The organism is Marinobacter sp. MA, assembly GCF_048298425.1.
In the GTDB taxonomy this organism is placed as follows: Bacteria; Pseudomonadota; Gammaproteobacteria; order Pseudomonadales; family Oleiphilaceae; genus Marinobacter; species Marinobacter salsuginis.
The window spans coordinates 1,524,278-1,536,358 of the sequence record NZ_CP103058.1; the positions used below are offsets into that span (position 1 = coordinate 1,524,278).

Annotated in this window: 16 protein-coding genes and 1 tRNA gene; 6 read left to right on the plus strand and 11 right to left on the minus strand. The window is 54.8% G+C overall.

The features are described 5' to 3' along the window. Nucleotide 1 precedes the first annotated feature (1 nt). The 5 genes from fabZ (at nt 2) to NUW46_RS07155 (ending at nt 3,274) form a co-directional block, all read left to right on the plus strand. Nucleotides 2-439, plus strand: a complete 438-nt coding sequence (gene fabZ, locus NUW46_RS07135) for a 3-hydroxyacyl-ACP dehydratase FabZ (RefSeq protein ID WP_069184896.1) — start codon at nt 2-4, stop codon at nt 437-439. Then, nucleotides 439-1,230 carry an acyl-ACP--UDP-N-acetylglucosamine O-acyltransferase gene (gene lpxA, locus NUW46_RS07140; RefSeq protein WP_069184895.1) on the plus strand — a complete coding sequence of 264 codons (792 nt, stop codon included), beginning with the start codon at nt 439-441 and terminating at the stop codon, nt 1,228-1,230. Before fabZ ends, lpxA begins: the two co-directional genes overlap by 1 nt. Nucleotides 1,231-1,248: 18 nt before the next feature. Further along, on the plus strand, nt 1,249-2,430 hold the full coding sequence (gene lpxB, locus NUW46_RS07145) for a lipid-A-disaccharide synthase (protein ID WP_209398241.1): 1,182 nt from the start codon (nt 1,249-1,251) through the stop codon (nt 2,428-2,430). Continuing rightward, entirely contained in the window at nt 2,430-3,128 is a 699-nt protein-coding gene (gene rnhB / locus NUW46_RS07150) for a ribonuclease HII (RefSeq protein WP_418141762.1), read from the plus strand. Before lpxB ends, rnhB begins: the two co-directional genes overlap by 1 nt. 69 nt (nt 3,129-3,197) lie before the next feature. After that, a tRNA-Met gene (locus tag NUW46_RS07155) sits at nt 3,198-3,274 on the plus strand. Nucleotides 3,275-3,913: 639 nt separating this feature from the next. Here the strand turns inward: NUW46_RS07155 and NUW46_RS07160 are convergent. From NUW46_RS07160 to NUW46_RS07185, 6 genes are all read right to left on the minus strand, one after another. Beyond that, complete coding sequence (locus NUW46_RS07160) at nt 3,914-4,540, minus strand: SCO family protein (RefSeq protein ID WP_041644852.1); 627 nt, start codon at nt 4,538-4,540, stop codon at nt 3,914-3,916. A gap of 17 nt (nt 4,541-4,557) precedes the next feature. Continuing rightward, nucleotides 4,558-4,914, minus strand: a complete 357-nt coding sequence (locus NUW46_RS07165) for a DUF3703 domain-containing protein (RefSeq protein WP_014575715.1) — start codon at nt 4,912-4,914, stop codon at nt 4,558-4,560. Between the two features lie 57 nt (nt 4,915-4,971). Continuing rightward, complete coding sequence (locus NUW46_RS07170; protein WP_041644854.1) at nt 4,972-5,694, minus strand: cytochrome c biogenesis CcdA family protein; 723 nt, start codon at nt 5,692-5,694, stop codon at nt 4,972-4,974. 80 nt (nt 5,695-5,774) lie between these two features. Further along, nucleotides 5,775-6,452, minus strand: a complete 678-nt coding sequence (locus NUW46_RS07175) for a DsbA family protein (protein ID WP_014575717.1) — start codon at nt 6,450-6,452, stop codon at nt 5,775-5,777. Beyond that, nucleotides 6,449-6,883, minus strand: a complete 435-nt coding sequence (locus tag NUW46_RS07180) for a disulfide bond formation protein B (protein ID WP_014575718.1) — start codon at nt 6,881-6,883, stop codon at nt 6,449-6,451. Before NUW46_RS07180 ends, NUW46_RS07175 begins: the two co-directional genes overlap by 4 nt. After that, the gene (locus NUW46_RS07185) at nt 6,880-7,605 is read right to left on the minus strand and encodes a cation diffusion facilitator family transporter (RefSeq protein ID WP_062785141.1); all 726 of its coding nucleotides are present in this window, start codon (nt 7,603-7,605) and stop codon (nt 6,880-6,882) included. Before NUW46_RS07185 ends, NUW46_RS07180 begins: the two co-directional genes overlap by 4 nt. Before the next feature lie 69 nt (nt 7,606-7,674). On the opposite strand from NUW46_RS07185, the gene NUW46_RS07190 reads away from it, so the two are divergent. Further along, nucleotides 7,675-8,082: a MerR family transcriptional regulator gene (locus NUW46_RS07190; RefSeq protein ID WP_041644855.1), complete on the plus strand. Its 408-nt coding sequence runs from the start codon at nt 7,675-7,677 to the stop codon at nt 8,080-8,082. Between the two features lie 61 nt (nt 8,083-8,143). Here NUW46_RS07190 and NUW46_RS07195 read toward each other — a convergent pair whose 3' ends face one another. The 5 genes from NUW46_RS07195 to NUW46_RS07215 form a co-directional block, all read right to left on the minus strand. Next, complete coding sequence (locus NUW46_RS07195; RefSeq protein WP_062785139.1) at nt 8,144-8,767, minus strand: SCO family protein; 624 nt, start codon at nt 8,765-8,767, stop codon at nt 8,144-8,146. After that, nucleotides 8,764-9,606, minus strand: a complete 843-nt coding sequence (locus NUW46_RS07200) for a cytochrome c oxidase assembly protein (protein WP_014575722.1) — start codon at nt 9,604-9,606, stop codon at nt 8,764-8,766. Before NUW46_RS07200 ends, NUW46_RS07195 begins: the two co-directional genes overlap by 4 nt. Nucleotides 9,607-9,628: 22 nt before the next feature. Continuing rightward, the gene (locus NUW46_RS07205; RefSeq protein ID WP_418141764.1) at nt 9,629-10,267 is read right to left on the minus strand and encodes a DsbA family protein; all 639 of its coding nucleotides are present in this window, start codon (nt 10,265-10,267) and stop codon (nt 9,629-9,631) included. Nucleotides 10,268-10,443: 176 nt separating this feature from the next. After that, complete coding sequence (locus NUW46_RS07210) at nt 10,444-11,016, minus strand: hypothetical protein (RefSeq protein ID WP_014575725.1); 573 nt, start codon at nt 11,014-11,016, stop codon at nt 10,444-10,446. Between the two features lie 75 nt (nt 11,017-11,091). Then, nucleotides 11,092-12,000: a cation diffusion facilitator family transporter gene (locus NUW46_RS07215; protein ID WP_041644856.1), complete on the minus strand. Its 909-nt coding sequence runs from the start codon at nt 11,998-12,000 to the stop codon at nt 11,092-11,094. Between the last annotated feature and the right edge of the window lie 81 nt (nt 12,001-12,081).

Genomic DNA, 12,081 nt, shown 5'->3' on the forward strand with positions numbered 1-12,081 from the left:
CATGATGAACATCGACGAAATTCTGGAGTACCTTCCACACCGATACCCGTTTTTGCTGGTGGATCGGGTAACTGAGGTCGAAAAGGGAAAATCGATCAAGGGCTACAAGAATATTTCGTTTAACGAGCCGTTCTTCCAGGGCCACTTCCCGAATAATCCCATCATGCCGGGCGTCTTGATCATTGAGGCGATGGCGCAGTTATCCGGCATTCTCGGTTTTGTGACTGTGGGCCGGAAACCTTCTGACGGCGTGGTACAATACTTGGCCGGTTCGAGCAAGGCCCGGTTCAAACGCCCGGTATTGCCAGGGGATCAACTGTGCATGGAGTCGGAATTTATTTCTGGTAAACGGGGTATATACAAATTCGAGTGTCGCGCTCTGGTCGACGGAGAAGTCGTTTGCGTGGCAGAGATTCTGACCGCTGAGAGAGAAGTTTGATGGCGACAAATGACTGGTCGGGAGTCCATCCTCAGGCAATTGTAGACCCGTCAGCCAGGCTCGGGGACAACGTCACCGTCGGGCCGTGGAGTTACATTGGTCCGGATGTGGAAATCGGCGATGGCACAGAGATCCTGTCGCACGTTGTTGTTAAAGGGCCTACGGTCATTGGCCGGAACAATCGCATCTTCCAGTTCTCCAGTATCGGTGAAGAGTGTCAGGACAAGAAATACGCCGGCGAGCCGACCACGTTGGTGATTGGTGACAACAATGTGATTCGCGAGAATTGCACCATCCACCGCGGCACGGTCCAGGATCGTGGCGAAACCCGCATTGGCAGCGGTAACCTTCTCATGGCTTATGTGCATGTCGCCCACGACTGCATTGTGGGGGATAACACCATCCTGGCCAATTGCGCGACCCTTGCGGGCCATGTCTCGGTCGGTGATTTTGCGATCCTCGGTGGTGGCACCATGGTTCACCAGTTTTGCCATATTGGCCCCCACAGCATGGCGGCCGGTGGCAGCATCGTACTCAAGGATATTCCCGCCTACGTTATGGCCAGTGGTCAGTCAGCGGAACCTCATGGCATGAACGTCGAAGGCCTCAAGCGCCGCGGTTTCAGTAAAGATGTTTTGCTGGCCTTACGCCGTGCCTACAAGGTCATCTACCGCCAGGGGCTCACGACCGAACAGGCCGTTGAAGAACTCGAGAAATCCTATTCCGATGTCGCGGAGATTCGCCCGCTCATTGACTCCCTGCGTGGAGCACACCGCGGCATCATCCGCTAACCCGGCAGGAGCCTGTCGGTGACAGATCTTTCTCACGCGATCATCAGCGAACGCAAAATCACATTCGGTATCATTGCCGGCGAGGCATCGGGGGATATCCTCGGTGCCGGGCTGATTCGTTCCCTCCGGCAGCGTTATCCCCGTGCCCGTTTCGTCGGAATTGGCGGAGAGGAGATGGTTGCTGAAGGTTTTCACTCGCTGGTGCCGATGGAGCGCCTTTCGGTCATGGGCCTGGTTGAGGTCCTGGGTCGGATTCGCGAACTATTCAGCATCCGGGCCCGAGTGCTGGACTATTTCTTCACGACTCCGCCGGACGTGGTCATTGGTATTGATTCCCCGGATTTTACGCTGGCTATCGAGCGACGCTGTCGCGAGGCCGGTATCCTCTCTGTCCATTATGTCAGCCCATCCGTGTGGGCCTGGCGGCAAAAGCGGATTTTTAAAATCGCCAAGTCCGTCGACCTTATGCTGACCCTGTTCCCGTTTGAGGCTCGTTTCTATGAGGAACACCACGTGCCCGTGGCGTTCGTGGGTCACCCCCTAGCCGATCGCATTCCCATGGAACCGGATACCCTCAAGATGCGGGAGTCGCTGGGTATAGACCTCGAAGCGTCGGTACTTGCCGTCCTGCCGGGCAGCCGGGCAGGGGAGGTGGAAAGACTCGGCACCCTGTTTTTGGAAGCGTCTCGCTGGATCCAGGAGCGACGCCCGGATCTTCAACTGGTGATTCCCTGTGTAAACAGGGATCGCGAAAAACAGGTGCGGGATCTGGTTGATGCGCTCGAGGTGAAACTGTCAGTCACGATTGTGCGAGGCAGGTCCCGAGACGTGATGGCCGCCTCCGATGTTGTGCTGCTTGCTTCGGGAACTGCAACGCTGGAAGCGATGCTGTTGAAAAAGCCGATGGTCGTGGGCTATCGCTTGAGCGGATTCAGCTATGCCCTGTTGTCGAAATTGGTCAAGGTACCTCACGTCGCGTTGCCCAATTTGCTTGCCAAGCGCCAGCTGGTTCCGGAACTGCTTCAGGACGACGCCACGGCGGAGAGTCTGGGCGCCGCAGTGCTCGAGCGCCTGGAAAACACTAAAGAGCGGGTTCGGCTCAAAGAAGCCTTTACTGACTTGCACCACACCTTGAGGCAGGGTGCTGATGAAAAAGCCGCCCAGGCGATCTCTGACCTGTTAGAGCAGGGTGCCCGCTGATGCCGAAAAAGCCATTGCCGCCGTTCGAATGCAGCTATACGGGCTCTCTCCTGGCTGGTGTCGACGAGGTCGGTCGGGGTCCGCTGATTGGGGCTGTCGTAACGGCGGCGGTGATTCTGGACCCGGACCGGCCGATTGCCGGCCTCGCGGACTCAAAGAAGCTTACTGACAAACGCCGCAGCGCGCTCTATGGGGAGATCCTGGAGCATGCCAAAGCCTGGAGCATAGGCCGGTGCGAGGCCCATGAGATTGATGAGCTGAACATCTATCAGGCCACGATGCTGGCCATGGAGCGTGCGGTTTCAGGTTTGGCGATCGCCCCCGAATACGTTCTGGTGGACGGTAACCGCTGTCCGAAGTGGCACTGGCCATCGGAGCCTGTTGTGAAGGGTGATAGCAGGGTCGAAGCCATCAGCGCCGCCTCCATCATTGCCAAGGTAACCCGTGACCGGGAAATGGAAGCGCTGGAGACGCGTTTCCCTGGTTTCGGCCTGGCACAGCACAAGGGCTACCCAACACCGATCCATCTGGAAGCCCTGCGCCGTCTCGGTGCGACTTCCGAGCACCGCCGCTCGTTTCGCCCGGTACAGGAAGTGATCGAGCAGGTGGGCTTCTATCGCGAGAAAGTGGCGCCAGAGCCAAAGCCAGAGCCAGAGCAACTGCAATATCGAACCGATCTTTTCGAAGATATTGATTGACAGTGGTGCATCCAATCCTTAATATACGCGCACGTTGATCGGGGCAAACCCATCAACAACCAGTTTTGATGCGGGGTGGAGCAGTCTGGTAGCTCGTCGGGCTCATAACCCGAAGGTCGTTGGTTCGAATCCAGCCCCCGCTACCATATTTAAGAAAGGCAGATCAGTTAGTTACTGGTCTGCCTTTTTTGCGTTTGGGCCGGCAAAAATCCCCTGTGACGTATATGTGACAAATATGTGCCAAGGCTTGTGACGGTTCGATTTGCGGCCAGGTGGAAAATGACCGTCAGTCATTTTTGTTCCTCCTGTGACAGTAGTCGTCTACGCTGCAAGTCTGAGTGTGTTCTTGACGTTCCAGTCTAGCCCAAGCTGCCACATTATTATGGCGACATACGTCGGAGTTCTGGCCACGCTTTCATCGGGAAAGCGGACTTTTTGCCGCGACGAGATGAGCCAGTGAGGGGAATCTGAACCGAGGTAAGTTCACTCATAGGCTAGGAGTGGCAAGGGCCCCAACATAAATCCAAGCTTTTAAACAAAAGCGAACATTCGAGTCAGGGCTTCCTCCAGTGCCTCCAGGCAAATCGCATCCATTTCATCCGGTATCATTGCCGGAACAAGTTGGAAACGCTAAATCATTGCACGGCAGAGATGGAAGGAAAATGCGCCAGCGATTATTGTGCCTCATGCGAACAGGAATGCGTGGAGACTATCGGACTTGAGGATTGTCGAACAGGGTCTTTACAAACGCCCTTGCAAAGAACACTATCGAATCCTTCAGTCATTCAGGAACTTTCTTCAAGAAGGGCAACAAGGTCCTGCCGAATGGCTTGAGCGCTTAAATCTTCCGGTCGGATAAGCAGGCGTGGATTACCCTCACGATCAAACACATAAACTGCGCCGCTGTGAGTGACGGCGTAATCACCTTCTGCGTCCGGTTCTTCATGCCCGAACGTGGTCCGGTATCGCTGGGTAAGTGTGCGTAGGTCAGAGGTTTTGCCGGTCAGCCCGACGATCCTTTCACCAAAAAAATTGACATACTCTGCCAGGCGCTCGGGCGTATCGCGCTGAGGGTCAACGCTGACGAACAGCGTAAGTACCTCCTCCTGGTTTTCCGGGCTCAGGCCGCTAACGGCCTGACTGAGTTTTTGCAGAGCAGTGGGGCAAACATCAGGGCAAGAGGTAAATCCGAAAAACAGCATTCGTACCTGACCACTGTAATCATCGCCTGAAACCGGTGCTCCCTGACTGTCGATCAAATCGAATTCAAGCTTGGGCATCACGCCGCTGATGTCTGTTCCGTGCCAATCCGGCGCATCATCGCCCATGCAGCCAACAAGGAGGATTGCCAGCATCATTAATGCAATGGATGCAAAGCGCTTTGTGTGGTGTTGGAAGCAGGGTGTGATCATAAAGTGGTGTCCTTCAGTTACGTGTTGGAAGGCTTCTGGTGTCCCAGAACAATCGCCAAGTCTTCCGGCACCGCCATCGGTTCAAATGCGCTGACGTTGGCACGTCCCGTATTGCCGACAGGAACCCAGATTCGTGAAACCAGCAACGCAGCGAAGGCCCGAGCCAGCTGACCGAGAACCTCGCGAGCATCGCGCGTGTGCCAGCCGAGCCGTAGCATGCGCAAATGTGTTGTCGTGTGCGCTAACGCGAACTTCTGGCTCAGAATATGAGCCCGTTCAAGATGTCTGAACGCTGTATCGACATCGCCCTGATTGTCTGCATCAGCGGCTGCTGCCAGTTCTGTCAGATAGAACGCCTTGAGTTCACTGTTCACTGCTCGGTTCTCCTGCCTTATCGGCCAGCTGAGTGGTGGGCAAAGATTTGCCCGGGATCAACCGAGTCTTCCGAGTACCGGAAATGCGGATAACATCCATGATGCAAACCGGGTCATCTGTCCCGTCAGCACCATTACCCCCATAACAACCAGAACCAGCCCTGCCAGAATTCTCAGTGACTGACTCCAGCGGCTCATCCAGCGCACTCGCGCCCGAAAGTGCTCAATAAATAGAGCCGTTGCCAAAAATGGAATTGCCAACCCCAGCGAATAAACGGCCAGGTACAGCATGCCGGTTTCAGCATTCGCATGGGTGGAACTGAGAGCCAGGATAGCGCCCAATATCGGGCCAATACACGGTGTCCATCCGACGGCAAAGGCCAAACCGAGAAGAAACGCTGCCGTGGGCCGTCCACCCTCAAGGGTTTGCCCAAAGCGCCAGTCGCGCTGTAGCGCGGGCATGCTCCACCAGCCCAGCATAAATAGCCCCATCAGCACGATCAGAATGCCCGCCACCAGATTGGCTTCCTGCCGGTAGGCCATCAGCCACTGACCGAGCAGACTAGCGCTGGCACCAAAAGCGATGAACACCACACTGAATCCAAGGACAAAACAGATACTGAGCCACAGAGATTGCAGTCGACTCGAACGGTCTGTGACGGTGCCGCCCGTAACGACCGAGAGATACCCCGGAACCAGCGGCAGAGTGCAGGGTGAGAAAAAAGACACCAGGCCGCCAAAAAAAGCAGCCAGCATTCCCCATGTCGCAAGATCTGGCATTTCCGTGAGTCCTCAACTTTCTGAGTTCAGTTGACGGTGGAGGGCATCAAGCCCATCCGTGTTTTAATCGACACCGGTCGCTATTGCTGTGCGTCTGGGAGCGACTCCTGAACAAGGCGAAGTAGCGGTTTGGGACCAAACTCCGTGAGTTGGCGGCCATTCACGAAAAAAGTCGGGGTGCCCCGAACGCCGATGGTTTTGACGTCCTGCATGTCTTGATCAAGGATGGCGCTTATCCGTTCGGATTGCATATCCTCACGGGCTTGGGACAGGTCCAGACCGGCTGCCTCGGCCGCTCCCCATGCCTTGGCAACCTTCGGGTCGTCGTGCCAGGCAGGCTGCACCTCCAACACAGCTTCCAGCACCGGTTCATAGACATCTTGCAGGCGAGCTGCTTCCAGAATTCTGGAGACTTCCTCGGAACCCTGATGGAACAGTGTGTAACGCAAAACAAGGCGCACCTGACCTGGATACTCAGCAAGAATCTGTTTCACGATGGGGTAGAACGCCCGGCAGGCTTCGCAGGAGGGGTCGAAAAACTCAACGATGGTCACCGGTGCGTCGGCAGGCCCGAATGTGGGCGAATGGAAGCGTACCAATGCTTGTTGGTTCGCGATCGGTTCGGAAGCGACAACAGACTTTTCACCGGTGGTGGCCGTTTTTTGAGGCTGCTGGGGCTGTGGCTTGAACAAGACAGCGGCCGAAAAGGCTGCGATCAGCACGAGACACACGACAACAACGATGGCACGACGATTCATGAATGAATTCTCCGACGGACAAGCAAGAGCAGAATTATGATGGCAACGAAAATGGCCAGCGATAGAAACGGAAGCGGCAGCCCACCAAATATCGTCATTCCGTCACCCGAGCAGGACGGGCCAGTGGCCGTGCAGGGCTGAATGGGTTGTGGAATTATCCCCACATAAAGCAGTGAGTGGGCCAGAGCGAACAGGGAGCCAATAACAGCCAGCGGCATAGCGTAGCGCCAAACGTTGAAATCCGAGTAGTAGCAGGCGACTGCGAGAATCACCGCCAACGGAAACATGAAGGCGCGCTGAAACCAGCACAGAACGCACGGAGCCTGCCCGAGAACTTCCCCGATGTAGATGGCTGAAAGCGAGGACACCAACGCCAGTAGCCAGGCCGACAGCAGCAGCCCCCATGGAATCACCTGGTTATTGTTGGTCACCGGGATGGCTCTTCCGATGCACTGCCACACGTGCTTTGCGATGAAGAACAGCAGTTGTCTCCGGTAGTGGCGACCTCACCTTCGTCCGATTGGTTGGCGGATTCTGCGCCACCGGCACGCCATTCCCCCATACCTTCACTGATGACTTGCCAGGCGGAATGCAGGAAAAGCGCAGCAATGGCGAGGCCCACAATGATGTCCGGCCAGAGGGTATTGGTGAGGGCGACCAATCCAGCCGCAATGATGACACTGCTGTTGGCGAACAGATCGTTCCTGGAACACATCCAGGTGGAACGCATGTTGAGGTCGTCCGCACGATGACGGTAGAGCAACACAAAACAAACGCCGTTTGCAAAAAGAGCAAGAGCGCCGACAGCGCCCATCCACTCGGCGGCCGGCACTTCCTGTATCACCAGCTTGCGGATGGCATCGGCGACAACAACAAGCCCGAACAACAGCATAAAGCCGCCTTTGAACAAAGCCGCTCCGGCACGCGCGCGACGGCTTCGGTCCAGCACGAACAGTGTCAGTGCATAGACAGACGCGTCGCCGAACATATCCAGCGAATCGCCCAGCAACGCGGTAGAGCTTGCAATCCAGCCGGCGCTGAATTCCACCACAAACATCACTGCGTTTATGGCAAGCGCAATGTAAAGCACCCGGCTTTGGCTCGCTCGCAATTGTGCCAGTTCACCGGCCTTGTTTTCACAGCAGCTATCCACGACGAACCCTCCTAGTATTTGCAATACAACGATACAATAGGGGTTATAGTAACTATAAGGTCAATGATGATGAGCGAAAAAACCTACACGGTCGGTCGGTTGGCTGATGATACGGGCATCAAGCCCGTAACCATCCGCTACTACGAAAGAATTGGACTGTTACCGAAAGCGATCCGCTCGGACTCCGGATATCGACTGTACGCCAAAGCGGATTATTCGCGGCTGCTGTTTATCCGACGAAGCCGGGGGCTCGGTTTCAGCCTTGACGATATTCGAGAGCTGCTGTCGCTAGCAGATCGACATCAGGAGTCCTGCGCTGGAGTAGACGCCAAAGTTGAACAACAGTTGGAACAGGTGCGCTCTCGACTGAAAGATTTGCGTGCGATGGAACACGAGTTGGAAAGACTGAGTGCGTGTTGTGAAGGCGGGGTTATTATGGATTGCCGAATTATTGAGACACTCTCCGGCTCTGCTTAACCAATTTGTATCTGCCCGCCAATCAGGACTGTCCCAATTCGAGTTGGGACAGTCTATTCAGTCAGGAATCCTCCTGAATAAGAGCAACGAGATCATGCCGAATTTCTTCCCCGCTCAAATCGGGCCGAATTAAAAGGCGGGGGTTACCCTCGCGATCAAATACATAAATCGCGCTGCTGTGTGACACCGCATAATTTCCATCGGGGTCAGGTTCGTCATAACCGAAGGTGGTTCTATATCGTTTTGCGAGTTCACGAAGCTGGGGTTCATTTCCAGTGAGTCCTACAATATTGTCACCGAAAAAATCCACGTATTTTGCGAGGCGCTCAGGCGTGTCACGTTTCGGATCGACACTCACGAACAAAGTGAGTACTTCATCCTGAAGCGTCGGGGCCAGGCCAGTGGTTGCCTGATTGAGCTTTTGCAGGGCGGTTGGGCAAACATCGGGGCACGAGGTGAACCCGAAAAACAGCATTCTCACCCGTCCACTGTAATCCTCGCCAGATACCGACTCGCCCTGGCTATTGATCAGGTCGAATTCCAGCTCAGGCATCAAGCCACTGATGTTTTTACCGTTCCAGTCTTCCTCGTCATTGGCAAAGCAACCAGTCAGCAATAGGGATGCAATCAGCGTTAAGGTCGCCGATATGATGTTGGTGCGCTGTCGCCAGAAGCGAGTTCTCATGACGCTGTTTCCTCAAGTGGTTTGGATTGATTGGCATATTTTCCGTCCTGATGCATGGCTCGCCGAAGCATCAGAAGAATGCCAAGGATGCTCATCATAGCGGGAGGGATATAGGTCAGCATGCCGCCCAGGAGCTGGTCGACTTCCGGGTCCAGCGGCCAGGCCCTGCCACAGACTTCGTAAACGTCGTAGACCATGTCACGTGAGAACACGATCCACGCCCCAAGAAACATCTGAAGCACACCTGCGGCAGCCAGAACCAACATGCGTCTGCCATACCCCAGCGATGAGGTGATCGCAGGCGGTCGCGGGTCGAAGATCAACCACCAGAACAGCAGGCCATCCAGTAACATGCTCCAGTTCATGACCCAGTACAGATCCCGGCTGAGCATGGCGTCGAAATGGATTGATGGCCACAGCCAGAAATAAATGAGCCCGACAAACAGGAATAGGGCGATGAAGGGTTGTTGCAGGACCTGATAAAACCAACCCAGAGGCCGGAGCGTGCGCCTCCAGCCTGGGCTGATTTTTTCAAACCAGAACCGCATGACCGGCAAGGGATTGGAAAGCGCGATCAGGATAGGCCCAATATGATGAAGGATCAGATGCTGGCCCCGATGGACGAAGAACATGTATTGCGCGTAGTAATCGAAGCGGGTCTGCATCACCGCATAACAGATCATCACCCCCAGGGTGAACGCAAAGATCCGCAGTGCGCCTGGCCGGTCCTGTTCCGGCATCCGAAATAGCCCAACGCCATAGAACCCCATCACGAGCATGTAGCTCAGTATGGTCAGCGGCGAGAAATCGTAAGGTAATAAGTAGTCAAGCAGTGACATAGCGTTGCCGGTTCTGAAGTTGTTATTGAGGCGACTCTACCTTGGAGGTGACAAGGTCGTACAGTTCTTGGGGTCCCAGCCGACTTAAGGTGTCCCCGTTGACGTAAAAGGTTGGGGTTCCAGAAATTCCAACCGCTTTCACGTCAGCCGCATCCTGTTGAATAATGCGGTCAATCTCCTGCGAGTTCATACCGGCCCGGGCGGCTTCTAAATCAAGCCCGGCTGACTCCGCCGCATCCCATGCTGCGGCGACCTTTGGATCGTCATGCCACTGGGGTTGGGCTTCCATGACAGCGTCAAGCACCGGCTCGTAGATCCCCTGTTCGCGGGCGGTTTCCAGAATTCTGACGGCCTCTTCCGAGCCTTTGTGAAACAATACGTAGCGCAGGACCAGACGCACGTTGTCCGGGTATGCAGCCTGAATCTGTTTCAAATAGGGATGCATGGCGCGACAGCCTTCGCAGGATGGGTCGAAGAATTCGACAATGGTTACCGGCGCGTCCTCAGGGCCGATAACGGGAGAGTAATCTCTCACCAGCGGCGTTTTTTCAACAACGGCGGGTTCATCAATGCCTTGAGAACGATCGTAATAAACGAAAGCGGCCGCGAAGACAACCAGACAAAAAAGAACGAGGCTTGTGACCAGGGTTCGGGTACGCACGTAAGATCTTCCTATTTTAGATAAGTTTAACGAGTGTCAGATTTTCCGGTATTCGGTAGCAGCCGATTGGGAAGCCACCTCAGATAAAACATCATATCAATAAGTTCCACCAGGGACTGCACGACAATCACCACGACAGCCGCGGCCCAGGCCTCTGGTAGCGACAATGCCAGAGGTTAAACCACGAAGGAGTTGCGGGTGCCAAGGCTGAAAATGACGGTGCGACCGGTTGCTACCGGTAATCGAAAGACCCGGCGCAGAGTCTTTCCAACCGGAGCCTCAGCTAGCAAATAGGCCGGAAACAGAATCATCAAGGGCCAGATAAGTGGGCCGGTACTGTCGATCTGGCTGACTTGTGTCATTGAGATGATGAAAAGTACGACTGTCAGCAGAGGGACCGGCATCAGACCCATGAAGCGAATCAACCCGGTGGCTTTTTCGGACTTTTCCGCCCATTTTTCAGTCAGAAATGCCAGGATAAGGGGGACAACAAGCAGCCCGACAAAGGCCGGCAGGAGGTGTCGCCCAAGCTCAAGATTTACGTCGAACTGATTGCCCAGGAAAAGCCAGAGGTAAAGTGCAAGAAGAGCCAGTTGAGCAATCAACAGAACCGGCGTTGCCGCAATGGCTCGGGTGCTCTGGCACTCCTGCACCCTGTCGCCGAGGGAAGAGGTCCATCCGGCAATGAGGCCGGAAAAAACAGCGATGAGGTAGGCCCAGACCTGATGGCGTTCAATTACGTCTCGCATAAGGTGTTCTTAACCGTGTGGCATGTCGGCCATTCGCAGTCGATCTGCCACACGGCACCCATTTCAGCAGCCCTGTTAGCCATGGCCATAAGTATGGGCATCTTTGTGACTGTGATCAGGGTGTTCAAACTCCAATGTTGAATGAGTGATGCTGAACTCGTTATCCAAAGTTCGTTTTATCCGGCCCTTGACTTTTTCAAGTTCATTCCATGCACTTATTTCGACCACCACATGGGCGTCGAGGGAGGCATCATGCTCACCCATCTGCCAGAAATGTACGTGGTGAAGGTCTAAAACGCCTTCTACGTTTGATAAAGCCTCGATGACAGAATCTGTGTCGATATCCACTGGGCTACCCAGCATGAGTGTCCGGATGGTTCCGCCGATTTCCGTTAAGCCCAGGTAGAGAATATAGCTTGCGATACCAATTGTGATCGCGGGATCAACCCAACGCATGTCGTACAGGAGAATCAGGGCGCCGCCTACAACGACTGCAATTGACGCAAACGCATCAGACAAGTTGTGTAGAAACAGCGCACGGATGTTGACGCTGTCCTTTTGCATGGAGTAAGTGAGCAACGCGGTCAAACCATCCACTACCAATGCGATAATGCCAAGCCAAACTACCCACCAGCCCTTGATTTCCGGGGGATCTAGGAATCGCATGCCACCTTCGTAGATTAAATATGCCCCGATCATAATCAAAGTGGTGTAATTTATAAGTGCCGCAACAATCTCAATTCTCCCGTAGCCAAAGGTCATCTTCGAGTCGGCCGGGCGGCGTGCAATCTTCCGCGCCGCAAATGCAATAAATAGTGACGCCATATCCGAAAAGTTGTGTATAGCGTCGGCTATCAGCGCCAAGCTGCCAGCGAAGATCCCTCCAGCGATCTGAGCCAAGGTTAGGATACCGTTCGCCCAGATAGCTACTGCAACTCTCTTATCCTTAGTATCCGGTGACATGTGAACATGCTCGTGGCCCATTGTTTTCTCCTTGGTCGTTGCTGTTCAATTAAACGTAGTCGCAACACTCGCTAAGCCGGACTCAGAGGGCTTAGCGAGTGT